Below are 23197 nucleotides of genomic sequence, written 5' to 3'. Positions count from 1 at the left end.
CTGGGTAAAGCCTTGTCGCGTTGTTCAACGCCGTCAAGGTTGAGTCTGTTCCGCTCAAGTTTAACTTTTTTTCGCGGACGGCGAGTCGGGTGTACCCACCGGGAATCATCGGCGAGGCTGAACGGGTGCGATCGCATGCCCGCATCGGGCTCCTCATCGCGGGTGGCGTGGCCGTCGTCGCGCTGACGTTCGTCGCGCTGTTCGTCGCCGTCGGGATGCGATCGGGGCCGGCGACCTCGGACGAAGACCAGGTCCGCGCCGTGCTAACCCGCATGAACGGCTCGTACAACAGCTCCGATTTCGCCGGGTTTGCCTCGCACCTGTGCCCGGACATGCTGCGCGCCAACGGCTACGAAGCTGGTTGGCATCAGAGCCGAGAATCAGACGGACCGACGCAGATCACCGTCAACTCGATCGACGTGACAGGTGGCGCCCAGCCTCGAGCCGTCGCGAACGTCCAGTTCCAGGCGGCCAACCATGAGGACACCAAAACGCTCGACATCGATTTCCTGCGCGAGGGCAGCGAATGGAAGGCCTGCCGCTATCACGCCCCGCGGGCCGTATAGATGCTGACCGAACTCGTTCCGCTGGCGCTGGTGGTTGCCTTGTCGCCGCTGACGATCATTCCGGCGGTGCTGGTTTTGCATACCCCACGGCCGCGGCCGACGGGTCTGGCCTTCATGGCCGGCTGGCTGCTCGGGCTCGCTGCGCTGACGGCGATCTTCCTCGAAGTTTCCAGCCTGCTCGGGGGTCTCGGCAACAAGCCTCCAGGGTGGGCGTCGTGGCTGCGCATCATCATCGGCGCCGCCCTGATCGTTTTCGGCATCTACCGATGGCTGACCCGCAAGCGATCCGAGCACATGCCGCGGTGGATGCAGAGTCTCAGTAAGCTCACGCCTGTCCGGGCGGCCGGTGCGGGCGTGGCACTCACCGTGGTCAATCCGAAGGTGTTATTCATTTCCGCCGCAGCGGGTTTGGCGATCGGCACCGCTGGGGTCGGAAGTACGCATGCATGGCTTGCGGTCGCTTGGTATGTGGCGATCGCGGGGTCCACGGTCGCGATTCCCATTCTGGCGTACGCGGTTTCCGGTGACCGGCTCGACGAACCGCTGCAGCGGCTCAAGGAGTGGATGGAGCGTCAGCACGCAACGCTCGTCGCGGCCATCCTGATCATCATCGGACTTCTGGTGCTGTACAAGGGAATTCACGGCCTATAGGCCGAGCTCGTCGGCGTCGGCGGTCAGATACCGCGTCACGGTCGGTGCGATCAAGCGCACGACCTCGTCCGCGGACAGCGTCGCCAGCGGCGGCACCTCCATGACGTAGCGCAGCATAGCTACGCCGACCAACTGCGACGCCCCAAGCATCGCTCGCAGCCTGGCGTGCTCACCGCCGCCAAGTGCGCCCGACACCGCGGTCAGCACGTAGTTCTGCATGAAGCCGCGAAACGCATCCTGGGCATCGGAGTTCGACGTGGCCGACTGCAGCATCGCCCTCATGCTCGCGGCGCTGTCGGGCGTCTCCCAGATCTGCAGATAGGTGCGCACCATGCGGGTGCCGATGTCGGCGTCGTCGTCGCTTGTCAGGGCGGCGACGAGCGCGTCGGGGTCGAGAATCAGACGCAGGGATTCACGGAACAGCGCCTCCTTGGACCCGAACAGGTACAGCACCATCGACGGGTCGACGCGGGCGTCCTGCGCGATCGCCCGCAGGGTCGTCTTCTCGTAGCCCTCGGTCGCGAAGCGTTGTTTGGCCGCCGCCAGCACCGCGTCGCGGGATACCGGCTCGCCCTGGCGTCGGCCGCGTCGCTTCGTCGTCTTCGCTGGTGACGGCATACATCGACAGTATCATTTCAATGGGTGTTGAAATGCTGGCGCTCTGGAGATACGCTCACGGAAGCAACTAATTCAACGATGGATGAAAAGGGTTAATCATGACCACGGATTCGCTTCCGGGGCGCACGCACCACGGCGCCGTCGCCCATGAACCACCCGCCGCCATCCGCGCCACCGGCATCGTCGTCGTCCTGGCCGTCGCGCTGGCGATCCTGGCGATTGCCTTCGCGCTTCCCGCGGCGCGGTCGAAGCCTCACAACGTGCCCATCGGCGCGGCAGGCCCGCAAGTGGCCAGCGGACAAGTCGCCGACACGCTCGAGCAGCATGCGCCCGGCGCCTTCGCGATCACCTACTACCCCGGCGAAGCATCGCTGCGGGAGGCCATCCGCAATCGAGATGTGTACGGCGGCATATCCTTTGGCCCCGACGGCCGCAGCCTGCTGATCGCGACGGGAGGCAGCCTGATGGTCGCGCAGATGCTCACCCAGATCGGCAATGGCATCGCGGAGCAGACCGGCACGCAACTGCGCACCGAAGACCTTGCGCCACCGACCGCCGACGACCCGCGCGGCGCCGGCCTGGCCGCATCGGCCCTGCCGATCACCCTGGCCGGGCTGCTGCCCGCGGTGGCACTGGTGCTGCTGCTCAAGCGCGAGGTGTGGACACGGTTCACGGCCGTGGTCGTCTTCGCGGGCGTGGCCGGCTGGACCATCGCAGCGCTGCTGCGCTACGTGTTCGGATCCATCGATCAGAACTTCTGGGGCGTCGCCGGTGGGCTGACGCTGGGTGTGCTCGCCGCCGGACTGTCGATGTTGGGCCTTGGCTCGCTGTTCGGCCGCATCGGCCTGGCGATCGGCGCGCTGCTGGCCCTACTGCTGGGCAACCCGCTGTCCGGACTCAACAGCGCGCCCGAGATGCTGCCGAGCGGCTGGGGAAGGCTGGGCCAGTGGTTGCCCCAGGGCGCGAATGCCACCCTGCTGCGGTCCACCGCGTTCTTCGACGGAGCGGGCGCGACGACCGCAATCGTCGTGCTGAGCTGCTGGGCGCTGGCCGGTGTGACGCTCATCGCGATCGCCGCTGTGCGACAGCGAAGGATTTCGCCCGCCTAAACTCGGGCGGCGTGGGACTCGACGACCGTGACGCGCTGCGCATGCTGCGCGACGCGGTCGACCCCGCGTTGGGCTCCGATGACCTGATCCGGCAGTTCTACACGCACTGGTTCGCCCTCGACTTGTCGGCGCGCGACCTGTTCCCGCCGGATATGGACGCGCAACGCAGCGCCTTCGCCCACGCCATGACCTGGCTGTTCGGCGAATTGATCGCCCAGCGCGCCGAGGAGCCGGTCGCGTTTCTGGCGCAGCTCGGCCGCGACCACCGCAAATACGGTGTGACGCAAGGCCATTACGACACCATGCACGAGTCGCTGCTCACCACGCTGCGCAGCCACTTGATCGACAGCTGGGACGACAAGCTGGCCGAGGCAGCTCGCGATGCAGTGACCCTGATCATCGGCGTGATGCGGGGCGCGGCCGATGCAGACAAGGGTCCGCCGTTCTGCGACGGCACCGTCATCGAACACATCCGCGCAACACGTGACGTGTCGGTGGTCCGGATGCAGCTCGACCGGCCGCTGTTCTACCACCCAGGCCAATACGTGACGGTTCAGGTGCCGCAGTGGCCGCGGCGCTGGCGGTACCTGAGCCCGGCGATTCCTGCCGACCGCAACGGCGCCATCGAGTTTCACATCCGCTCGGTCACCGGCGGCATGGTCAGCACCGCGATCGTCGGCGAGACGAAGCCCGGCGACCGGTGGAGGTTGTCCAACCCACACGGGGGTATGCACGTCGACCGCAACGGCGGCGACGTACTGATGGTCGCGGGCAGCACCGGTCTGGCGCCGCTGCGCACGCTGATCATGGACCTGACCCGATACGGCGACAATCCGCGAGTGCACCTGTTCTTCGGCGGCCGATTTCCCTGCGAGCTCTACGACCTGCAGACGCTGTGGCAGATCGCGTCGACCAACCCGTGGCTGTCGGTCACGCCTGTGTCGGAGTACAACACCGACCCGCCATGGGCCGCCGAATATCCCGACGTTGAGCCACCCCGCGGTTTGCATGTGCGGCAGACGGGCAAGCTGCCCGAGGTGGTGACGCGTTACGGCGGTTGGGGTGACAGACAGATTCTGATCTGCGGTGGGCCCCAGATGGTGGAGGCGACAAAGGCCGCTCTGATCGCCAAGGGCGCGCTGGAAGAGCGGATACAACACGATCCGCTCGCAAGTTGATCCATGGCAGGATCGTCACCGTGTCCGAATTCGAATTCGTCACGCTGCGCGACCCGTCGTCATCGCTGACCGCGACCTACGTGCCCAACGCCGGCATGATCGCCACGTCTCTGTCTGACGGCGGGGTGGAACTACTCGGCCAGCGCCGCGGCCTGCAAGCCTACGTGTCCAACCACAAGACAATGGGCATCCCGATCCTGTATCCGTGGGCGAACCGGTTGAGCAGCAACGGCTATGGCGTCGACGGCGCCGTCGTCACATTAACGCCGGGCACCGGCGGTGTACGCACCGACCAGCACGGTGTGCCGATCCACGGCACGTTGGCCGGCTATCCCGACTGGCAGGTCACCACGGCCCTCGAGTCGCAGCTGACCGCCGACCTGGACTTCGCCGCGCGGCCCGGATTGCTCGCCACATTTCCTTTTCCGCACCTGCTCACGCTCGACGTCACGCTGGAGGACAGAACACTCACCGTGAAGACCACGGTCAGCGCGACGACCGGGTCACGGGTGCCGCTGTGCTTCGGCTTTCACCCGTATTTGCAGCTGCCCGATGTGCCGCGAGCGCAGTGGCAGATCGAGACGCCGGCCATGCGGTTCCGTCCCGTCAACGCGTGGGGCGTTCCCACCGGAGCCGGGGAACCGCGGGATGCGGCCACAGAAACGTTGGGCGACAAGATCTTAGACGACGGATTCGACGATGTTCAGCCGGGGTCGACGTTCGCCCTGTCGGGCGGCAATCGTCGCATCGAGGTTCATTTCGACGAGGGTTACACCGCCACACAGGTATTCGCGCCCGGCGACGACGACGTGGTGTGCTTCGAACCGATGGCCGCGCCGACGGACGCATTGCGCCGTGGCGGCTACCGCGAGGTGAAACCGGGCGAGTCCGCCGTCGCGCAGTTCCGCATCAAGGTCGCATAGCGTTGTCAGGCGCCGAGTGGGAAGTTATTACACGCGGCAACCACCAAGCCCGCGACATAACTGGCCACTCGGCTGCCCTAGCGCTTGTTGCGCGGCTGCCAGACGACGACGGCGGTACTCTTCGGCACGACCGCGACGTCACGGCGCTGCCTGGCCCGCGATTGCTCGAGCTCCTCGGCGAGTTCGCGCACGCGGGCCTGAAGCGCCTCAACCTGATTCGTCAACTCGATGATGCGCTTGATGCCTGCGAGGTTCACGCCCTCGTCCTGCGACAGCCGCTGCACCTCGCGCAGTAGGTCGACGTCGTGCTGCGAGTAGCGCCTGCCACCGCCCGAGCTGCGCTGCGGGCTGACCAGGCCGAGCCGGTCGTATGTCCGCAGCGTCTGCGCGTGCATGCCGGCCAGCTCGGCGGCTACCGAGATCAGAAACGTACGGGCCTCGTCCTGCGAGCGCTTCGACGGCATTACGCACCCGCCCATCCGGCCCGCGGGTCAAACCCACTGGCGCGCTCGGCCTTTGCGTAGGCCTCCAGCGCGTCTTGAGCTTCGCCTTCCAGGTTCGGCGGCACCGCCACCTTGACGGTGACGAGCAGGTCGCCGTGGCCGCCGGAGCGCTTCGGCACCCCGCGCCCACGCACCCGGAGGATGCGGCCGTCGGATGTGCCCTTCGGCACCCGCACACCGACCTTGCCCTCGAGTGTCGGCACTGAAAGCGTTGTCCCCAGGGCCAATTCGTGGAAGGCGACGGGAACGGTGACGGTCAGATCATCGCCGTCACGGCCAAACACCTTGTCGGGCTTGACATGTACTGTCACATACAGGTCACCCGAGGGCGCACCGCGCAGTCCAGCCTCGCCCTGTCCGGCCAAGCGGATGCGTTGGCCGTCTTCGACGCCCGGCGGGATCCGCACGTTGATGGTGCGCGTGCGCGTCGTCACGCCGGTGCCTTTGCACTCGGAGCAAGGGTGCTCGATGATCGAGCCACTGCCCCGGCATTCGGTGCACGGCTCGGAGAATCCGAACGCGCCCTGGTTGCGGCTGACGACACCGGACCCGTTGCAGTTCGGGCAGACCTTCGGGCTGGTGCCCGGGCGAGCCCCGCTGCCATGGCAATTCGTGCACGGCGCCGGGCTGGTGAGCCGCAGCGGCATCGCCACGCCCTTGGTGGCCTCCATGAACGACAGCTCGGTTTCTGTCTCGAGGTCGTTGCCTCGGCGCGGCCGGCTTGGACGCGGCTGCGCGCCGCGACCGAACAGTCCGCCGAACAGATCGCCGATGTTCGCACCGCCGGTCTGCCCGGCGGCGTCGAACAAGTCGTTCAGATTGAACTCGGCACCGTCCCCGCCGAATCCGCCGAAGTTGCCGCCGCTGAACCGGCCACGGCCGAAGCCGCCCCCGGCGAACAGCCGACGGGTCTCGTCGTACTCCTTGCGCTTGGCCGGATCTGACAGCACGCTGTGCGCCTCGGACACCGCCTTGAATCGATCGGCGGCGGCGGGGTCGGGGTTGGTGTCGGGATGAAGATCGCGGGCCAGTTTTCGGTAGGCCCGCTTGATCTCATCGGCGCTGGCCTCAGAGGAGACGCCGAGCTCCTTGTAGAAGTCCTTTTCGACCCATTCACGCTGGGCCATACCGCGTCACCTCCTTACCTTTTGTCTAGTTGTCGTTTCATTCTGCGGCTTGATCAGCCGCCTCGTCGCTCTTATCGGGCGTGTCAGCAGGCTCTTCGGCATCGGGCACGGTGTCGACCACGCCGACGAGCGCGTGGCGGACCACCTGCTCACCGACCTTGTAGCCGCGTCGCATCACGGTCCCGACGATCGGATGAGTGCCTTCGCCCTCGTGCTGCACCGCTTCGTGCAGCCCGGGATCGAATTCGTCGCCCTCTTCGCCGAAAGGCGAAAGACCAAGCCCCTCAAGAGCGGTCACCAACTTGTCGGCCACCGACTTCAGCGGGCCCGACTCGAGGTCGCCGTGGCTGCGGGCCCGGTCGAGGTCGTCGAGCACCGGAAGCAGTTGCGCGATGACCGTGGCCTTGGCCCGGTCGGCCGCGACCTGCTGATCACGCAACGACCGCTTGCGGTAGTTGGCGAAGTCGGCCTGCACGCGCTGGAGGTCGGCGAGCAATTCTGCTGCCTTGCCGGCCTCTTCGGGGCTCTCACCCGCGAACTCCCCCGGCGCCGGCCCGCTGGGGGCCGGCCCGGAGGCCTCACGTATTTCGCCGGTCACCGGATCGATACGCCGTTTGTCGGTGACGGTCACCGGCTCGTGCGAATCGTTCTGGCTCACTTGTTCTCCCTGTCATCCTCGACAACTTCGGCGTCCACGACGTCGTCCTGCGAAGACCCCGCCGAACCACCGCCGGCGGCAGCGCCACTGGCGGCATCCTCGCCCTGGGTGGCCTCGTAGAGGGCCTGGCCAAGAGCCTGCGACTCCGCGCCGAGCTTCTCCATCGCGGTCTTGATCGCGGCGATGTCGGTGCCCTCGAGCGCCTGCTTCGCGTCGGCGATCGCGGCGTCGACCTTGGCCAACGTGTCCTCGGGGACCTTCGAGCCGCCCTCGGCCTCGCGCTGTTCCTTGACGAATTTCTCCGTCTGGTACACCAGCGACTCGGCCTGGTTGCGGACGTCGGCCTCTTCGCGACGCTTACGGTCCTCCTCGGCGTGCGCCTCGGCATCCTTGATCATCCGGTCGATCTCTTCCTTGGACAGGCCGGAGCCCTCCTGGATTCGGATCGTGTTCTCCTTGCCGGTGCCCTTGTCCTTCGCGGTGACGTGCACGATGCCGTTGGCGTCGATGTCGAACGTCACCTCGATCTGGGGCACACCGCGCGGGGCCGGCGGGATGCCGGTCAGCTCGAAGCTGCCGAGCAGCTTGTTGTGCGCGGCGATCTCACGCTCACCCTGATAGACCTGGATCTGCACCGACGGCTGGTTGTCGTCGGCCGTGGTGAAGGTCTCGCTGCGCTTGGTCGGGATCGTGGTGTTGCGTTCGATCAGCTTCGTCATCACGCCACCCTTGGTTTCGATACCGAGGGACAGCGGTGTGACGTCAAGTAGCAGAACGTCTTTCACCTCGCCCTTGAGCACACCGGCCTGCAGCGCTGCGCCCACCGCGACAACCTCATCCGGGTTGACGCCCTTGTTGGGCTCCTTGCCGCCGGTGAGTTCCTTCACCAGTTCGGTCACCGCGGGCATACGCGTTGAGCCACCCACCAGCACGACGTGGTCGATGTCGGACACCGAGATGCCGGTGTCGGCGATCACCGACTGGAACGGCTTGCGCGTGCGGTCCAGCAGATCCTGGGTGATGCGCTGGAATTCGGCGCGGGTCAGCTGCTCGTCGAGGAACAGCGGGTTCTTGTCCGCGTCGACGGTGATGTAGGGCAGGTTGATCGAGGTGCTCTGCGAGCTCGAGAGCTCGATCTTGGCCTTCTCGGCGGCTTCACGCAGCCGCTGCATGGCCATCTTGTCCTTTGTCAGGTCGATGCCCGACGTGCCCTTGAACTTGTCGACGAGCCATTCAACGATGCGGTCGTCCCAGTCGTCGCCACCGAGGTGGTTGTCACCCGAAGTGGCGCGGACCTCGACGACGCCCTCACCGATCTCCAGCAGCGAGACGTCGAATGTGCCGCCACCCAGGTCGAAGACCAAGATGGTCTGCTCCTTCTCGCCCTTGTCCAGCCCGTAGGCCAGCGCCGCTGCGGTCGGCTCGTTGACGATGCGCAGCACGTTGAGCCCGGCGATCTGGCCGGCCTCCTTGGTGGCCTGCCGCTGAGCGTCGTTGAAGTAGGCGGGGACGGTGATCACCGCGTCGGTGATGTCCTCGCCGAGGTAGCTCTCGGCGTCGCGCTTGAGCTTCATCAGCACGCGTGCGCTGATCTCCTGCGCGGTGTATTTCTTACCGTCGATCTCGACAGACCAGTCGGTGCCCATTTCACGCTTGACCGAGCGGATGGTCCGGTCGACGTTGGTCACCGCCTGGTTCTTGGCGGGCTGGCCGACCAGCACCTCACCGTTGCGCGCGAACGCGACGACGGACGGCGTGGTGCGGGAGCCCTCGGAGTTGGCGACGACGACAGGGTCGCCACCCTCCAATACCGCGACGACGGAGTTGGTGGTCCCGAGGTCGATTCCGACCGCACGAGCCATGGTGTTTCCTCCTGAATAGTCCTTCTATATGGTCTGAGTGCACCGCACTCAAGACTGCTCTGGCCGACACTACCTTGTCAATCCAGACTTGAGCCTAAGGCACTCAACTGTCGATGTGCACAACGGCGGGTGTTCCGAGTTTGTTCCCGAGGCGCCATCGGGCACCAAAAATCGGGACATCTCCTGATGTGCCGCGCCGGCTGCCCGTCTGACACTTCACGAGATGACGGTCCGTCGGAGGGATGGCGCATGTTCGGGCGAAGGAAGCTGAGCGAAGTCGGTGTGCGCGCGTTCGCCGATGTTGTCCAGGCAGAGCAGTCCGCTGTGTCGGTCACGTTCGGCAACTCGAATCTGGTCGGCAACACGCAGGTCCGGTGGACGCTGCGGCTGCGGGTGACACCCGACAACGAGCCGCCGTTCGACGCGACAGTTCATGCGTTGCTGCCTCAGCTGACGAGGCCGCGGCCAGGCACGAGACTGGCCGTCCGCTACGACCCCAAGAGCCACAGCCGCATCGAACTAGAGCCGGCGGCTCCGGCTGACGCCGCGATCGATGCCATCACGGCTGCGCGGCCCGATCTGGCCGGCGCGGACGTGATGGGTATTCCCATGGGCGACATGGTCCGTCAGGCGATGGCCAACCCCGAAACCTTCCGTTCAGAGATGATGCGCCGGGGCGCTGAGATACAACAGCAGGCGATGTCGGCGATGCATGCGGGCTCCGATCCGGTCGACCGGCTCGAGCGGCTGGCCGCACTCAAAGACCGCGGATTACTCACCGACGAGGAGTTCGAAGCACAGAAGCGCAGCATCCTCGGCGGCTGACGCGGCGGTGTTACGCGCTGCCGCTGCCACCGTTTCCTCCGTTGCCTCCAGCGCCACCGGCCGCGCCTGTGGAACCTGCGCCGGTGCCTCCGGTGCCACCCGTACCGCCAGCATTGCCGCTGCCACTGGTGCCGCCGTTGCCCCCGTTTCCGCCGTTGCTACCCGCGCCACCAGTGCCGGAGGCACCAGTCGCGGCCTGGCCGGCGGCGGCCCCCGCACCGCCACCACCGGTGCCTCCCACACCGCCGGTTCCGCCCGCGCCGCCGGAACCCCCCGGGCCGCCGGAGCCAGGCGCGCCGCTACCGCCGACCAGTCCACCGGAACCGGCGACGCCGCCGTTGCCACCAGGACCGCCGTCACCACCCGATCCTCCAGAGGCACCGTTTCCGCCGTTGCCGCCGGTGCTGTTGGAATTGAAGGTGGCGCCACCCTTGCCGCCATTGCCGCCATCAGCACCGGAGCCGCCGACACCACCGGCCCCACCGTTGCCCCCGTTGCCACCGACACCGGCGATGAATCCGCCGGACCCACCAGCACCGCCGTTGCCGCCAGCTGTGCCGGTGTCACCGTTCACACCGATCGCGCCGTTGCCGCCGTCGCCACCGTGGCCAAAGAAGCCGCCGTCACCGCCGTTACCGCCATTGCCGCCGGAGGCGAGGGCGTCGCCGCCCGCGCCGCCGTTGCCGTTCAAAGCGGGGCCGCCATTACCGCCGTTACCGCCAAGGGGTCCGCCGTTACCGCCATTGCCGCCGGAGGATTGCGAAAAACCGCCGTCGCCGCCGTTTTGCAGGCCCGCGCCGTCCATCCCGTCGTTGAGGGTCGTTGGGTCGTACCCGGCCGTGTTCGTCGTAGTGAGGTTGACGCCGTTGGCGCCCGCGCCACCGTTACCGCCGTTACCTCCCGCTCCGCCGTCGCCGATGAAAAACGCTCCCGCGCCGCCGTTTCCGCCCTTTCCGCCGTTGTGCATGCCGTCCCCGTCGGCGCCGTTGCCACCGGCACCGCCACTGCCGAAGACGAGTCCCGCCGCGCCCCCGTTACCGCCGTTGGCACCGGGTGTGGTCGGGCTGTAGCCGGCACCTCCACTGCCAATCAGAAGGCCGCCGTTGAAACCATCGGGATGCGCCGCAGTGCCGTCGGCACCGTTGCTGATGAAGATGTTGACGCCCGGGATCGCACCGAATAGATCAATGAAGCCATCGGTGAATGGATCGGCAAGTGTGCTCGCCGAAACCAACGAGCTTGGCGCCGCACCCGCTGGGCAGGTGCCGCCCATCGTTGCGGGTGCGGCAATGCAGCCGAACAACGTGGATTGCGGCGATCCCGGTATTGGCGCAGCCTGCGCTTTGCCCGGGTTCGCTAGTAACGCTGCGGCTGGAATGGTCACAACGAGGCCCGCACCGCCGATGGCCGCCGCCGCTGCCGCCAACGGACGCGTCTTCTTCTGCATCGCCAGCCCTCCTGATGTTGCTCACGTCGTGGCCAGTGTGCGAGGCCGGGTGCGCGCAAAGCATCGGGAATCTTCCGCATTTTGCGATCTGACGCGGTTTGTCAGGTCGGCGGCACGGAATGGCGTTTCAGCGCATGGGTGGCGGCCTGAATGCGGTTGCGCACTCCGAGTTTGCGCAGGATCGAGCCGACGTGAGAGCCGGCGGTCTTGGGGCTGATATGCAGTTCGGCGGCGATCTGGGCGTCGCTGCGCCCGCTGGCAAGCAGCTCGAGGACCTGACGTTCCCGTCGCGTCAATCCATCCGGGTCTGCGAGGGTGTCGGCGCGTCGCGCGCTGGGGGTGCGTCCACGCAGTTGAGCGAGGCGCTGCTGGGCGCGGCGCGCCGCGGCGCGGGCGCCCAGGCGCCGGAAAGTCTCCAGCGCGGCCTGGACGGCGGCAATGTCACCGCCGAGTTGGGCGATGGCGGCGTCGTAGGGGCAGCCGAGGCGAATCCATTCGTCGGCTGCGGCCTGCCACTCCCCGCTGATTTCGAGTCGGTAGGGGCTGACGGTGTCGATCACTGGCGCATCATCGAGTGGGCCGCCGGTCAGGTGTGCCCAGCGGCGCAGCTGACCGACCAGCCACGGATCGGCGTTTTCAGTGGCCGCACCCAGCCCAGCCTGCGCTTCGGCGCGGGCGGTTCCATCGTCGCCAGCCAGCCAAGATGCCTCGGCGCGGGCGGCCCAGACCACCCCGAGGCGAAACAGGTCATCGGGTTCGGCGGCTGCCAGCGCCTCGTCCAGCAGCCTGGCCACGGGTTGCTCTCCACGCCGCGCACGGACCAAGGCCGCGCTGATCAGCGGCAAGATTCGGTGCATCGGGGCCAGAGCCGGCCGAGTCAGCACGTCGTCGGCGAATGCGAGTGCGTTTGCCCAATCCCCGCGGTGTAACGCGACCGCGGCGGCCGACCCGGTCGCGAATGGGTAGTACTGGTCGAGGCCGTGGGCAGCGCAGTAGGCGGCGGTTTCGCTGATGTAGTTCTGTGCACGATCGAGGCGGTGATGTAAGACGGCGAACCAGCAGAGGATCGCCCCGATGATGCCGGCGTGTGCAAACCCTTCCTCCACAGCCCTGGCATCGAGCCAGGCCGCCTCGAGCTCATTCCAACCGGTATCGCCCTGCGCGACTTTGGCCAGCGCCGTGTAGCAGCGCGCCCGCGCCACCACGGCGGGATCGCCGAGCTGGGTGCCCACGGCTATGGCCCGAGCCGCATATTCACTGCACCGTGGGTCGTAACCGAAGGCGGCCAGCTCCGCGAGATTGGCAAGCGACCAGGCCAGCTGAGGGCAGGGCCCGATGTCTTCGAGAAGCTCGACCGACATCCGGCCCACCTCAAGCGCCTCTGTGGTGCGGCCCAGCGGCCACAACATGTGCGATAGATATCGAAGGTCGTCACCCTCCCCAAGCCGATCACCCAGCTTGTGGCGCAGCGTGCTTGCGTCGCGATACGACTGCGCGGAGGCGGCGGTGAGCCCGCTCAAATAGCTGCTGAACCCGTGTTGCTCCAACCAAATCACCTTCTGGTCATCGGCGACGGTGTCGGCGTATCGCAGCGCCAATGTGTACAGCTCGGCGGCCTCGCGGTTGGCGCCCAACGCGAGAGCCCGCTCGGCAGCGGCCGGGGCGTAACGAATGACATCGTCGTGTTCGCCAGCTTGATCGGCATGAAAAGCCAACGCTCCCAGCACATCCGGGTCGATCGGCGGTTCGGCCAACACGGTCAATGCCCGTTTGTGCAACAGTCGGCGCTGGTATTCGGGGATCTTGTCGACGGTCGCGCGGCGGGCCAGCTCGTGGCGGAAGCCGATCGCGTCCGCTTCTGCGACCAGCACCCCGGCGTTCACGCATTCGGTCAGTGCGGCCGCCGAGTCGGCGCATACCGATTGCACGAGTTCGGGGTTGACCCGCGGTCCACACACCGCTGTCGCCTGCGCCACCTCGCGACCGGCTGTCGACAACCGGGCGAGCCTGCCCCACACGGCCTCAGACACACTGCTAGGCAAAGCATCTCGGATCAGCACGTCGGGACCGGCAGAAAGGACCTCGGTGACATAGAACGGGTTGCCGCCGGTGAGCCGATACAACGCATCGGCGTTGACCCCGCTACCGGCGGACAGCTTGGCCACCGCCGGCGGGCTGAGCGGGGCCAGCCCGATCCGTGTCACCGCGGCCGAGGTGGCCAAATCACCCAGCAGCACGGCCAACGGGTGCTGGTCGCCGATCTCGTCATCGCGGTAGGACACCAACAGCAGCAGCGGCAGCGCGTCGATCCGGCGGGTCAGAAACCGCAGAAGATCCAGGGTGGCGCCATCGGCCCAGTGCACATCTTCGATGACGCACACCCAAAGGGCTCCTTGGCCGAACATGCCCACCAGCCGGGTGTAGATCGCTTCGCTATCACCGGCGTCGATCGCCGCTCGCAGGCGGGTCGCCTGTTCGTCCGAGATGTCGGAGAGCATGTCGATCAGCGGGCCCAACGGCCGCGGCGTGGCTAGCGCATCGCACCACCCCCGCAGGACCCGGATCCTCTGTTCCAGGCCGGCGACAAACCGGCCGATGACCGCGGTCTTGCCGACGCCGGCCTCCCCCCGCAGCAACACCACCCGCCCCGAAGCACGCGCGGCGCGCCGGCAACGATCCAGGTCGGCCAGCACCGCGTCGCGCTCGAGCAGACGTTCCATCGGCCCTCAGCCCTCCTCGGAACAACTTCCCAGGCCGCGCATTTGGGCCAATATGCGGAAATCTCCTGGTGCGCCGGGGAGGACAGTCCAGCACAGTACGCAGTGAGTGTGCGGCGGGCGGCCAGCCACGGGCATCACCGCACCGTCATCGGGTCAGGATGCGGCGACGAGCCTAGCCCGGCAACCGTCCGCCCGCGCTCCGACCGACCGCATCTCACAGCAACCTCGAAGGAAATGCACGGCGACGCGTCCCAATCCCTGAGCCGTTTCGCATACGCACTAGGCAGCGACGGCCACGTCGATGGACAAGTACTCGGCGAACGCGTGGGCGGCAGCCCAGTCGCCCGTCTGCACCGCGCGGGCGAGGTCCTCGACCAGCGGACTGTCGGCGCCCAGTTCGGCCAACCATCGCGAGACCGTGGAAGCGATCTGGTCGCACCCGACACGCGCGGAGCGGCTGTCGCGCAGCAGATCAGTCACCTGGTAGGTCGTCGCCTTCCGGCCCATCACAAGCTCCTGATAAATGTCGGTTCGCGGTCGTTAATACGCGTCTACTAGTACAACGGCCGAACACCCATTACCGATCACATGTTTCTGGCGTAATTTACTGAATTCCTGCAACCGGACGCCGGGTCCAAACGTCGCTGCCTCGAAGGACGAACGGCCCTACAGCGCGTGGTCGCCCCCGTCGAGTATCGAAACCGTGGACAACGAGAACCAGCTTCAGCCAGAGGACACCCTCATCGACCGCGGCATCGACGATGTGCTCGACGAGGGATACTCGCCGCCCGAGCGACCGTATGGCAGGGGCGCGTTCGGACCGTCGGAAAGCCTCGACCAGCTTCTCGCGGAGGAAGAGCAAGATCCCGCGTCGCGGATAGACGTCCTGCTCGACAAGGACGAACAACAACGGTCCGACGATTCCGAGCGTGACGCCGAATTTCCGGCGCGGCGCGAGGTCGGAGACGCTCGTGCGGGGCGACTTATCGCGCCGGACATGGGGTTCGGCGAAGACACCGAGGCAGAACTTGTCGCCGATGACGTCGGCATCAGCGGAGGCGCAGCTTCCGCTGAGGAAGCTGCGGTTCACATCATCGAAGAGCGAGGGTGACCGCTCAGAGGAGCATCGATCATGAAGATGTGGATACAACTCAAAGATCACGATGAGGACGACGAGTCTTCGGACGACGCCACCTATCAAGTGCTTCCCGGCGGAGTGCTGCGAGTGAACAGCGGAAAAGACATCCATCTCTACAGTCCCGCGTATTGGCAGGAAGTCACGATCGATACGCGCGCCTCGGATCAGCGTGACGAAGATGCCCGATCGCTGGACGGAGATCTCAAATGGCAATGACGGACGTCAGGCTCATCGCGCTCTGAACAGCCGCCGAAACCACGACATGGTGCAGAAATCGGCGCACGATGGAGCCCATGGAAACCAAAGTCGACGAGATCGGCACCGACATCTACCGGTTGTCCACCTGGGTTCCCGACGTCAGCGAGCAGGGCTTCACGTTCAACCAGTTCCTGCTCACCGGGGACGAGCCGTTCCTGTTCCACTGCGGGCACCGGCAGTTGTTCCCGCTGGTGTCGGAGGCCATCAACCGGGTGATGCCGCTGGAGAAGCTTCGCTGGATCTCGTTCGGCCATGTTGAGGCCGACGAATGCGGAGCGATGAACCTGATGCTCGACGCCGCGCCCAACGCGGAAGTCATCCACGGTGCGCTGGCGTGCATGGTGTCGCTGATCGACTTGTGCGACCGCCCACCCGTGGTGGCCCCGGAAGACGGCGTCCACGACATCGGCGGGCACCGGCTGCGCTTCATCCCCACTCCGCACGTGCCGCACAACTGGGAAGCCGCGCTGTGGTTCGACGAGACGACGTCGACGCTGCTTGCCGGCGACATACTCACCCATACCGGACAATGCCCTGCGATAACCGAATCCGACTGTGTGGCACCGGCATTGGAGGCCGAAGCGCTCTTCCATGCGACGGGCCTGACCACCAACCTCGGCCCGACCCTTCAGCAGTTGGCCGACCTGAACCCCGCTACGCTGGCGATCATGCACGGGTCGTCCTACACCGGCGACGGGGCCGCACAGTTGCGGTCGTTGGCCGACGGGTACGCGGCGCTGGCGGGCGCTGAGTGAAAGCACGGTCACCGGTGGCCTGCATGCTGGCGGCGGCCGCGCTGCTATCGGGCTGCCAGTCCAACATCGAGGGAAACCCGGTGCCCAGCCCGCAATCGCCCACCGAACCCAGTTTTCCGACCAGCCGCCCCAGCATGCCGACCGCCGCGCCGCCACACACGATCACGCCGACGCATCAGCCCACGCCCGGTGCGGAGGTGCTGCCACCGGAGAACGGCTACGTGTTCATCGAAACGAAGTCGGGCAAGACCCGCTGCCAGCTCAGCACCGACGAGGTCGGCTGCGAGTCGGCGTTCACCAATTCGCCGATGATGAACGGCATGCACGCCAACGGCGTGCGGCTGAGCGCCAACGGCGAAGTCACTTGGCTGGTAGGCAATTTGGGTGATATCCCGGCCGTCACGCTCGACTACCGCACCTATTCGGCCGTGGGCTGGACCATCGACGCGGGCGAAGACGGCACCCGCTTCACCAACAACCAGACCGGTCACGGCATGACCGTCGCCGTCGACGGTGTCCAAGCGTTCTAGGGAGTTCTGAAAATGACCGCAGCACAACGCGAACGCGCCGCACTCGTAGAGACCATGCGCTCCGTCGGTCCCGACGCGCCCACACTGTGTGGCGACTGGACCACCCGCGACCTCGCCGCCCACCTGGTGGTGCGCGAACGTCGACTGGATGCCACGGCCGGCGTCATGGTGCCGTTTCTCGCCGGCTACACCGAGAAGGTTCAGCGCCAGGTCACCGCCGACAACGACTGGGACGAGCTACTGGACAAGGTCGCGTCAGGGCCGCCGCTGTATTCGCCGTTCAAGATTCTCGACCCGGTGGCGAACATGGGCGAGATGTTCATCCACCACGAGGATGTTCGTCGCGCCCAATCCAATTGGGAGCCAAGGCCACTCGACGACGCGACGGTGAAGGCCCTAGGCCGCGGGCTTTCCCTCATGGCCCGCCTCACCTTGGCCAAGGCGCCTGCGACGGTGTCGCTGCGCACGCCGCAGGGCAAGGAGCTGGCGACCGTAGGCCGAGGACCGGGGCTGGCCATCACCGGCGAACCGGCCGAGCTGCTGCTGTTCATCTCCGGCCGCGACGCGGTACGCCTGGATTTCGATGGTGAGGCCGCGATCGTCGACGCGGTTCGCGCAAGCCGGCGCGGGCTCTAGCCGATCACGGCGTGAGCACGTAGCGACCGCGCACGCCGCCCTTGGCCACCTCCCGGTGGGCGTCGGCGACTCGGTCCAGCGGCACGGCCTTGTGTACCCGGGTCGGCAACTCACCGGACGCGGTCCGTTCGAGCAGGTCTGCCAACTGATGGCCGTCGGGGTGTGCGACCACGGCAGCCACGGTGATCCCGCGTTCGGCGGCAGGCCCGGCGTTCGGCTTGACGCCGACGAACGTTCCACCGTCGCGGACTAGGGCCAGGGCTTGGTCCTGCAACGAGGCGGCGTCGGCAACGGCGTCCCAACCGGGTTCGGCGCCAGTGGTGAAGTCGACGCCGAGGCCCCAGACGAACTCCTCGTCCTGGGCTCGGGCCAGACCGGTCACCTGCCAGCCGCGGTTGCGCGCCAGCGACGCGACGTACGCCCCGACCGCGCCGGCCGCACCGGTCACCAACAGCCGGTTGCCGTCGCTCGGCGCATCACCGAGCAGATCGAGGATCTGGGCCGCCGCCAGCCCGTTGAGCGGCACCGTCGACGCCGCGACCAGGTCCAGTCCGTCGGGCACGACGGCGAGGTCTGCGGCGGACACGACGAGCTGCTCGGCGTAGGTACCGAAGTCGCGGTCAAAGCCGTCAACCAAACCGGCGACCCGGGTGCCGACGGCCAGGTCCACGTCCGGACCGGTCGCGACGACGGTGCCCGAGAAGTCCCACCCAAGCCCGGTGTGATCAGGCTGGTGGACCAGCCCCATGCCGTGGAAGACGCCGCCCGCGACCGCGAGGTCGACAGGGTTGACCGAGGCGGCCGCGATACGCACTCGGACCTGGCCTGGCCCGGGCTCGACGACAGGAACGTCGATGATCTCAATCGAGTCGGGTCCGGCAGGGGTGCGAACGACTGCGGCTCGGAATGTGGGGGTGCTCATGATTGACTCCTCTCAGTTGGTCTTCTGTGGTTGTCCAACCCCACTGTTGGCGAGTAACTTTCTATCAGGAAGTACGCACTTCAAAGTGCGTAGGTCACCCCGCGGTAGGAAGGAGCGGTCGTGCCAACGACGACGGCAGCCCAGAAACGGGCCCAAGCGAAGGCCGACTACGACGCGTTTCTCGCCGGCTGCCCCAGCCGACAGCTGCTCGACCGGATCTCCGACAAGTGGGTCGCGCTGATCCTCGCCGCGCTCGGCAGCGGCGGCCCCCACCCGGGTGCCGACTGCGCCGGCGAACCACGGGCGATGCGCTACTCCGAGCTGTCGCACCGGCTTGCCGGGGTCAGCCAGAAAATGCTCACCCAAACGTTGCGGTCCCTCGAGCGCGACGGCCTCGTCACCCGCACCGTGACGCCGACCGTGCCGGTGACGGTCACTTACGAGCTGACCGGGCTCGGCCTCTCTCTGCACCAAGTGATGCGCGACATCAAGGGGTGGGCCGAGGCACACATGGACGAGGTGCTGGCCAACCGCCAGGAGTACGACGACCGCGTGCGCTGAAACCCTCGAGCCGCACCTCTAGGCTGGCGGTCGTGGATTTTCGCGTCTTCGTCGAACCCCAGCAGGGCGCCACATACGCCGATCAACTCGCGGTCGCACGCGCGGCCGAGGCCGCGGGCTATTCGGCGTTTTTCCGGTCCGACCATTACCTCGCGATGAGCGGAGACGGCCTGCCCGGCCCGACGGACTCGTGGGTGACGCTTGCCGGCATCGCGCGTGAGACGTCGTCGATCCGGCTGGGCACGATGGTCACCTCTGCGACCTTCCGTCATCCCGGCCCGCTGGCGATCTCCGTCGCCGAGGTCGACGAAATGAGCGGTGGCCGTGTGGAATTGGGCATCGGCGCCGGCTGGTTCGAGGCCGAACACCAGGCATACGCGATCCCGTTCCCGCCGCTGGGCGAACGATTCGACCGGCTCACCGAGCAGCTGCACATCATCACCGGACTGTGGACCGCACCCGTCGGCGAGAAGTTCGACTATTCCGGCACGCACTACAGCGTGGTGGAATCCCCCGCCTTACCCAAACCCGCGCAAACACCGCATCCGCCGATCATCATCGGTGGCGGAGGCGCCAAGCGCACTCCGGCGCTCGCGGCTGAATTCGCCGCCGAGTTCAACATCCCGTTCGCACCGCTCGACGTCCTTAAAACGCAATACGAGCGGGTCGCCTCGGCGCTGTCGGACGCCGGGCGGCGCCAGGACTCGCTGACCTACTCGGCGGCGTTCGTGGTGTGCGCCGGAAAAGATGACGCCGAGATCGCCAGGCGCGCAGCCGCTATCGGCCGGGAGGTCGACGAGCTGCGTAGCAATTCGCCTGTGGTCGGCACACCCGCGGAGATCGCCGACAAACTCGGCGTCTATATAGAAGCCGGCGTGCAACGGGTGTACCTGCAGGTGCTCGACATGTCCGACCTGGACCACGTGGAGTTTGTCGCTGGCCAGGTCGTCCCTCAGTTCAGCTGACCGGCGCCGACGCGCAGGCCAGGGCTACTATCGGTCGCCATGGCCCGCCAGGACCTCGACGACTACGACGGCGAAGACGACACGCCGTCGCCGACGCCCTGGCACTACCGCACATCCGCCGTCGTCGGCGCCAGCGTCGCCGGCCTCGCAGCGATCGGGATCCTGATCGCCGCCGTGACGTTCGTCAGCCGCCAATTCAACGAGCCGGACCAAGCCCCGCTGAACTTCGTCGAGCCGTCGTTCTCGGCGACCGCCACCGGGCCCTCGACGCCGACCACGACCGCGACGATCACCAGCACCAGCCCGCCGATCACCAGCGACATCAACCCGTCCTCAGAATCCCCCACCTCGTCCTCGGACACGTCGAGCAGCAGCGACGTCTCGCCCCCCACGCGAACCGCATGGACCAAGCCGTACACACCGCCCGGCGGGGACGGGTCGACGCCGAGCCCCACCCGACGCGGGCCACGCACGAATGTGACGCGCACGCTCTATCCGCAGCCCTGAGCGCTTACTATCAGTGCCCGTGGCGCGCTACGGACCTCCCGACCCCAACGACTTTTCCAACCAAGAGCCGACCGCCTACTCCAACTACGGCGATCGGGGCGGCTACGGCGAACCGCCCGGCCCGCCCGGCCCACCTCCTGGCGAACCCGGCGAACCCGTCCCCTGGTACCGCAAGCCCGCCGCACTGGTGGCGTTCGGTGCGCTCGGCGCGGTGGTCATCGCGCTCATCGTGTGGGGCCTGGCCGAGCTGCTCACGGGCGGCACGTCCACGAAGACCCCGACCAGCCTGACGCCTCTGACCACAACATCACGGTCGGCCACTCCGACGACGACCACCACCACCACGACGGCCGAGCCGACCACCACGGAGCCGACCACGACAACCACCACAACGACGACGACCGAACCGACGACAACGACCACCACGACGACGACAACGACAAGCGTCAGTACGAGCGTCAGCACGAGTACGAGCACCAGCACGGTGACGCAGACCATCACGCTGCCGCCGACCCTGCCCGGCGGCTGAGGTCGTCGCGGCCGCCTTCCATTCACTCTGCGTACAGGGCGCAAAAGTGCGAGAGAGTCACGCCCTCAGCGCAGAGTCAACGAGCCGGTGCGCTCGACCTAGCGTCCTCGAGCGGCGTACTCGGCGACCAATGCTTCGGCGCTGCGCACCGCGGCACGGCAGGCGCGCGTGGTGAACGGGTCGTTGAGCGGGTGGTCGGCGCGGCGCCGCCAGCGTTGAGCCGCAGCGAACGCGGCCCTCGGCCCGTCGTACGGAGCGTCGGGCTGCAAGCCGAGCCTGCTGGCCGCGTCGGTGCCCGAGCCGCCGATGATCCGCCGCAGCGACGCCATCTCGTCTTCGTTCAAAGTCGTTGGGCGCGAACGCAATGCGCTCAACAGGCGAAGCTCCTCGAAGGCATGCGTGTCGGCGAGCAGCGGGTCGATGTCGGCGATGATGTAGCGCGTCGCGTAGATCGGGTTGTTCTGCACGAACTGCCGCAGCGACAGCAGCGCGGTGTGCGCCTTCAGCAAGTCCGAGCGCTGCGCGAACTGCTGGTCGATGACGTCGCGCAACGCGACAAGGCCGCTGCGTTCAAGCAACTCGTCGGCCAGCGCCACCGAATCGCTGACACCGGCGCGCAACACCGCGATCGAAATTCTGATGCCGAACATGCCGAACCGGTCCAGCAGCGCGGCCCGAGTGGCGGCATCCACCGGAAGTGAATCGTCCTCACGCACAAAACGGTCCACGGACAGCATGGCCTTGGTGAGCTCGGCGGCGTCCACCCCGGCGAGCTTTTCCAGCGCGACGAACTCGCTCTGCCTCAAGGTGCGGGCGGTCAGCGCGAGCAGACCGGAGACCGGGACGACGGCCTGGCAGATACCCGTCTTGTCCATTTCGGCCGTGAACCGCTTGGCGACATCCTTGGCCGACAGCATCGCGTCGATGCGGCCCGCGCCGATCTCGTCGGCGCGCGACGCCACCCCGATCACGCCCAGCGCGCCCGCCGACCCGCCGACCAGCTCGCCAATCTGCTTGAGCAGCGCGATATCCGCCGCGTTCAGTGTCCTCAGCAGGAACACCACAGCGTCGACGCGCGGCACGCCGTCCTCGGGCACCAGCAAGCGCAGTGTCCGCTGAGAGACGTCGCGGTTCAGCGACGACGTCCCTGGTGTGTCGATGATCGTGGTGTCGATCAGCTCGGCGGCAGGCCATTCCACGTCGAGGTCGGCGACGTCCTCGGGGTCGAGGCTGGCGAAGTCGAATGTCAGCCCGCCGTCGCGAGCGATCGGGACGTTGGAGCGTCGGCCGCCGCGGTGGTTGGCGGTCACCTTCGGGGTCGGGCCGTGCCGGAACCAGGTGACGATGCGCGTGGCCTCGGTGGCGTCGGTCGGCGCGATGTCCTCGCCCACAAGCGCATTCACCAGAGTCGATTTACCGGCCTTCAGCGTGCCTGCCAGGGCGATGCGGATCGGCTGGTTGAGCCGCCATCCGATGCGCTCGAGCTCGTTGTGCACATCGGGGCGATGGCGATAGGCCGGATCGTTGCGGTACGCCTGAATGGTCCCGCCAAGGATCGCGCGCACCTGATCGCTCGTGCTCATGTGGCGCTACCTCGGCCGTCCTCCCACTCAGCGGAAGCTCCAGCTTAAGCGCCACAGCCTCACTCGATGGCCTTGCCCCAAGCGAGAGCGCTGATATCGAGGGCGACCGGGTGGTCGTCCAGGGCGTGGTCGTGATCGTGGAAGTGGTCGTCGGCCGGGTCGGGGTAGTGGTCTGCCGCGTCAGCTTGGTCGTCGCCGAGGCCGTTGTCAGCCTGGGGTGAGAACGGGTTGACCTCCCCGAGCGCCTTGTCGACGTCAGCCGCGACGTTCCAGTTGCCGACGTGGATCGTCTGGTGATCGTCGTCATGGTCGTCGGGCCGGCATTCGGCGGGGGCGAGCACCTTGTCGATGATGGAGGTCGCGTGGTGGTGCTGATGTTCGTCGAAGTCCAATTGTTGCAGCGCCGCAACGGGATCCAGCGAGTGAACGACGGTTTGCAACGGGTGGTCCGGCGGCATCGACTCGGCGACCACGGGAAGCAGATCGTGGACCTGCCCCGGGGTCGCGTCGGTCAGTCCCGCGTCGTTCAGGGCCTTGTCGGGGTTGTCGACGAACGAGCGCAGATTGGTCGGATCTCGGAACAGGTCCGTCGTGAAATCGAGGATCGACATGATGGCTCCACGGGT

26 protein-coding genes are annotated in these 23197 nt (G+C 67.0%); 15 read left to right on the top strand and 11 right to left on the bottom strand.

From position 1 onward, the window contains the following. Positions 1-20: 20 nt before the first annotated feature. Both ACWW36_RS11480 and ACWW36_RS11475 read left to right on the top strand, forming a co-directional pair. Positions 21-566, top strand: a complete 546-nt coding sequence (locus ACWW36_RS11480) for an Rv0361 family membrane protein (protein WP_456141652.1) — start codon at positions 21-23, stop codon at positions 564-566. Continuing rightward, on the top strand, positions 567-1217 hold the full coding sequence (locus ACWW36_RS11475) for a GAP family protein (RefSeq protein ID WP_456141651.1): 651 nt from the start codon (positions 567-569) through the stop codon (positions 1215-1217). On the opposite strand, the gene ACWW36_RS11470 is transcribed toward ACWW36_RS11475, so the two are convergent. Then, positions 1212-1835, bottom strand: coding sequence for a TetR/AcrR family transcriptional regulator (locus ACWW36_RS11470; RefSeq protein ID WP_456141650.1), 624 nt, complete (start codon positions 1833-1835; stop codon positions 1212-1214). The genes ACWW36_RS11475 and ACWW36_RS11470 overlap by 6 nt on opposite strands. A gap of 98 nt (positions 1836-1933) precedes the next feature. On the opposite strand from ACWW36_RS11470, the gene ACWW36_RS11465 reads away from it, so the two are divergent. From ACWW36_RS11465 to ACWW36_RS11455, 3 genes are read left to right on the top strand one after another with little or no spacing between them, the layout of a single operon-like run. Beyond that, positions 1934-2944 (top strand): ABC transporter permease, encoded by a 1011-nt coding sequence (locus ACWW36_RS11465; RefSeq protein WP_456141649.1) that lies wholly within the window; start codon positions 1934-1936, stop codon positions 2942-2944. An 11-nt stretch (positions 2945-2955) separates the two neighbouring features. After that, positions 2956-4122 (top strand): FAD-binding oxidoreductase, encoded by a 1167-nt coding sequence (locus ACWW36_RS11460; RefSeq protein WP_456141648.1) that lies wholly within the window; start codon positions 2956-2958, stop codon positions 4120-4122. A gap of 20 nt (positions 4123-4142) precedes the next feature. Next, the gene (locus ACWW36_RS11455) at positions 4143-5045 is read left to right on the top strand and encodes an aldose 1-epimerase (protein ID WP_456141647.1); all 903 of its coding nucleotides are present in this window, start codon (positions 4143-4145) and stop codon (positions 5043-5045) included. 77 nt (positions 5046-5122) lie between these two features. Here the strand turns inward: ACWW36_RS11455 and ACWW36_RS11450 are convergent, their stop codons facing one another. The 4 genes from ACWW36_RS11450 to dnaK are packed head-to-tail and all read right to left on the bottom strand — an operon-like array spanning position 5123 to position 9195. Beyond that, on the bottom strand, positions 5123-5509 hold the full coding sequence (locus ACWW36_RS11450; RefSeq protein WP_456141646.1) for a heat shock protein transcriptional repressor HspR: 387 nt from the start codon (positions 5507-5509) through the stop codon (positions 5123-5125). Beyond that, a complete protein-coding gene (dnaJ, locus tag ACWW36_RS11445) occupies positions 5509-6675 on the bottom strand; it encodes a molecular chaperone DnaJ (protein ID WP_456141645.1) in 1167 nt (388 codons plus the stop codon). Before dnaJ ends, ACWW36_RS11450 begins: the two co-directional genes overlap by 1 nt. A 37-nt stretch (positions 6676-6712) precedes the next feature. Continuing rightward, entirely contained in the window at positions 6713-7333 is a 621-nt protein-coding gene (gene grpE, locus ACWW36_RS11440; protein WP_456141644.1) for a nucleotide exchange factor GrpE, read from the bottom strand. Further along, the gene (gene dnaK, locus ACWW36_RS11435; protein WP_456141643.1) at positions 7330-9195 is read right to left on the bottom strand and encodes a molecular chaperone DnaK; all 1866 of its coding nucleotides are present in this window, start codon (positions 9193-9195) and stop codon (positions 7330-7332) included. Before dnaK ends, grpE begins: the two co-directional genes overlap by 4 nt. Before the next feature lie 249 nt (positions 9196-9444). On the opposite strand from dnaK, the gene ACWW36_RS11430 reads away from it, so the two are divergent. Beyond that, entirely contained in the window at positions 9445-10020 is a 576-nt protein-coding gene (locus ACWW36_RS11430) for an SHOCT domain-containing protein (RefSeq protein WP_456141642.1), read from the top strand. A gap of 10 nt (positions 10021-10030) precedes the next feature. Here the strand turns inward: ACWW36_RS11430 and ACWW36_RS11425 are convergent, their stop codons facing one another. The 3 genes from ACWW36_RS11425 to ACWW36_RS11415 form a co-directional block, all read right to left on the bottom strand. Continuing rightward, positions 10031-11293: a PGRS repeat-containing protein gene (locus ACWW36_RS11425; RefSeq protein ID WP_456142452.1), complete on the bottom strand. Its 1263-nt coding sequence runs from the start codon at positions 11291-11293 to the stop codon at positions 10031-10033. A 275-nt stretch (positions 11294-11568) separates the two neighbouring features. Beyond that, positions 11569-14187: a helix-turn-helix transcriptional regulator gene (locus ACWW36_RS11420; protein ID WP_456141641.1), complete on the bottom strand. Its 2619-nt coding sequence runs from the start codon at positions 14185-14187 to the stop codon at positions 11569-11571. A 279-nt stretch (positions 14188-14466) separates the two neighbouring features. Beyond that, entirely contained in the window at positions 14467-14694 is a 228-nt protein-coding gene (locus ACWW36_RS11415) for a hypothetical protein (RefSeq protein WP_456141640.1), read from the bottom strand. A gap of 196 nt (positions 14695-14890) precedes the next feature. Here ACWW36_RS11415 and ACWW36_RS11410 point away from each other — a divergent pair, with 196 nt between their 5' ends. The 5 genes from ACWW36_RS11410 to ACWW36_RS11390 all read left to right on the top strand — a co-directional run bounded on the left by ACWW36_RS11410 (position 14891) and on the right by ACWW36_RS11390 (position 17504). Next, positions 14891-15298: a DUF5709 domain-containing protein gene (locus ACWW36_RS11410; protein ID WP_456141639.1), complete on the top strand. Its 408-nt coding sequence runs from the start codon at positions 14891-14893 to the stop codon at positions 15296-15298. Between the two features lie 21 nt (positions 15299-15319). Next, positions 15320-15541, top strand: coding sequence for a hypothetical protein (locus ACWW36_RS11405; protein WP_456141638.1), 222 nt, complete (start codon positions 15320-15322; stop codon positions 15539-15541). Positions 15542-15618: 77 nt separating this feature from the next. Then, a complete protein-coding gene (locus ACWW36_RS11400; RefSeq protein WP_456141637.1) occupies positions 15619-16338 on the top strand; it encodes an oxygen-binding di-iron domain-containing protein in 720 nt (239 codons plus the stop codon). Between the two features lie 23 nt (positions 16339-16361). Continuing rightward, on the top strand, positions 16362-16868 hold the full coding sequence (locus tag ACWW36_RS11395) for a hypothetical protein (protein WP_456142451.1): 507 nt from the start codon (positions 16362-16364) through the stop codon (positions 16866-16868). A 12-nt stretch (positions 16869-16880) separates the two neighbouring features. Further along, positions 16881-17504 carry a TIGR03085 family metal-binding protein gene (locus ACWW36_RS11390; RefSeq protein ID WP_456141636.1) on the top strand — a complete coding sequence of 208 codons (624 nt, stop codon included), beginning with the start codon at positions 16881-16883 and terminating at the stop codon, positions 17502-17504. 4 nt (positions 17505-17508) lie between these two features. On the opposite strand, the gene ACWW36_RS11385 is transcribed toward ACWW36_RS11390, so the two are convergent. Next, positions 17509-18426, bottom strand: coding sequence for an NADP-dependent oxidoreductase (locus ACWW36_RS11385; protein WP_456141635.1), 918 nt, complete (start codon positions 18424-18426; stop codon positions 17509-17511). A 120-nt stretch (positions 18427-18546) separates the two neighbouring features. Here ACWW36_RS11385 and ACWW36_RS11380 point away from each other — a divergent pair, with 120 nt between their 5' ends. The 4 genes from ACWW36_RS11380 to ACWW36_RS11365 are packed head-to-tail and all read left to right on the top strand — an operon-like array spanning position 18547 to position 20988. After that, positions 18547-18987 carry a winged helix-turn-helix transcriptional regulator gene (locus ACWW36_RS11380; protein ID WP_456141634.1) on the top strand — a complete coding sequence of 147 codons (441 nt, stop codon included), beginning with the start codon at positions 18547-18549 and terminating at the stop codon, positions 18985-18987. A gap of 23 nt (positions 18988-19010) precedes the next feature. Beyond that, positions 19011-19952 carry an LLM class F420-dependent oxidoreductase gene (locus ACWW36_RS11375; protein ID WP_456142450.1) on the top strand — a complete coding sequence of 314 codons (942 nt, stop codon included), beginning with the start codon at positions 19011-19013 and terminating at the stop codon, positions 19950-19952. Positions 19953-19991: 39 nt separating this feature from the next. Beyond that, positions 19992-20459: a hypothetical protein gene (locus tag ACWW36_RS11370; protein WP_456141633.1), complete on the top strand. Its 468-nt coding sequence runs from the start codon at positions 19992-19994 to the stop codon at positions 20457-20459. A gap of 19 nt (positions 20460-20478) precedes the next feature. Further along, the gene (locus tag ACWW36_RS11365; RefSeq protein ID WP_456141632.1) at positions 20479-20988 is read left to right on the top strand and encodes a hypothetical protein; all 510 of its coding nucleotides are present in this window, start codon (positions 20479-20481) and stop codon (positions 20986-20988) included. 98 nt (positions 20989-21086) lie between these two features. Here ACWW36_RS11365 and ACWW36_RS11360 read toward each other — a convergent pair whose 3' ends face one another. Both ACWW36_RS11360 and ACWW36_RS11355 read right to left on the bottom strand, forming a co-directional pair. Beyond that, positions 21087-22571, bottom strand: a complete 1485-nt coding sequence (locus ACWW36_RS11360; RefSeq protein WP_456141631.1) for a dynamin family protein — start codon at positions 22569-22571, stop codon at positions 21087-21089. A gap of 59 nt (positions 22572-22630) precedes the next feature. Further along, entirely contained in the window at positions 22631-23182 is a 552-nt protein-coding gene (locus tag ACWW36_RS11355) for an IniB N-terminal domain-containing protein (protein ID WP_456141630.1), read from the bottom strand. Positions 23183-23197 lie beyond the last annotated feature (15 nt).

The organism is Mycobacterium sp. MMS18-G62 (assembly GCF_053877835.1).
Note: the sequence above shows the minus strand (reverse complement) of the source record. Positions and strands in the feature narration are given on the sequence as shown.

Coding starts and splice junctions, on each gene's coding strand:
- ACWW36_RS11400 (WP_456141637.1), top strand. CDS start 15,619: ATGGAAACCAAAGTCGACGAGATCGGCACCGACATCTACCGGTTGTCC.
- ACWW36_RS11415 (WP_456141640.1), bottom strand. CDS start 14,694: ATGGGCCGGAAGGCGACGACCTACCAGGTGACTGATCTGCTGCGCGAC.
- ACWW36_RS11405 (WP_456141638.1), top strand. CDS start 15,320: ATGAAGATGTGGATACAACTCAAAGATCACGATGAGGACGACGAGTCT.
- dnaJ (WP_456141645.1), bottom strand. CDS start 6,675: ATGGCCCAGCGTGAATGGGTCGAAAAGGACTTCTACAAGGAGCTCGGC.
- ACWW36_RS11385 (WP_456141635.1), bottom strand. CDS start 18,426: ATGAGCACCCCCACATTCCGAGCCGCAGTCGTTCGCACCCCTGCCGGA.
- ACWW36_RS11475 (WP_456141651.1), top strand. CDS start 567: ATGCTGACCGAACTCGTTCCGCTGGCGCTGGTGGTTGCCTTGTCGCCG.
- ACWW36_RS11425 (WP_456142452.1), bottom strand. CDS start 11,293: ATGGGCGGCACCTGCCCAGCGGGTGCGGCGCCAAGCTCGTTGGTTTCG.
- ACWW36_RS11360 (WP_456141631.1), bottom strand. CDS start 22,571: ATGAGCACGAGCGATCAGGTGCGCGCGATCCTTGGCGGGACCATTCAG.
- ACWW36_RS11470 (WP_456141650.1), bottom strand. CDS start 1,835: ATGCCGTCACCAGCGAAGACGACGAAGCGACGCGGCCGACGCCAGGGC.
- ACWW36_RS11420 (WP_456141641.1), bottom strand. CDS start 14,187: ATGGAACGTCTGCTCGAGCGCGACGCGGTGCTGGCCGACCTGGATCGT.
- ACWW36_RS11370 (WP_456141633.1), top strand. CDS start 19,992: ATGGCCCGCCAGGACCTCGACGACTACGACGGCGAAGACGACACGCCG.
- ACWW36_RS11355 (WP_456141630.1), bottom strand. CDS start 23,182: ATGTCGATCCTCGATTTCACGACGGACCTGTTCCGAGATCCGACCAAT.
- dnaK (WP_456141643.1), bottom strand. CDS start 9,195: ATGGCTCGTGCGGTCGGAATCGACCTCGGGACCACCAACTCCGTCGTC.
- ACWW36_RS11465 (WP_456141649.1), top strand. CDS start 1,934: ATGACCACGGATTCGCTTCCGGGGCGCACGCACCACGGCGCCGTCGCC.
- ACWW36_RS11430 (WP_456141642.1), top strand. CDS start 9,445: ATGTTCGGGCGAAGGAAGCTGAGCGAAGTCGGTGTGCGCGCGTTCGCC.
- ACWW36_RS11450 (WP_456141646.1), bottom strand. CDS start 5,509: ATGCCGTCGAAGCGCTCGCAGGACGAGGCCCGTACGTTTCTGATCTCG.
- ACWW36_RS11395 (WP_456142451.1), top strand. CDS start 16,362: ATGCTGGCGGCGGCCGCGCTGCTATCGGGCTGCCAGTCCAACATCGAG.
- ACWW36_RS11390 (WP_456141636.1), top strand. CDS start 16,881: ATGACCGCAGCACAACGCGAACGCGCCGCACTCGTAGAGACCATGCGC.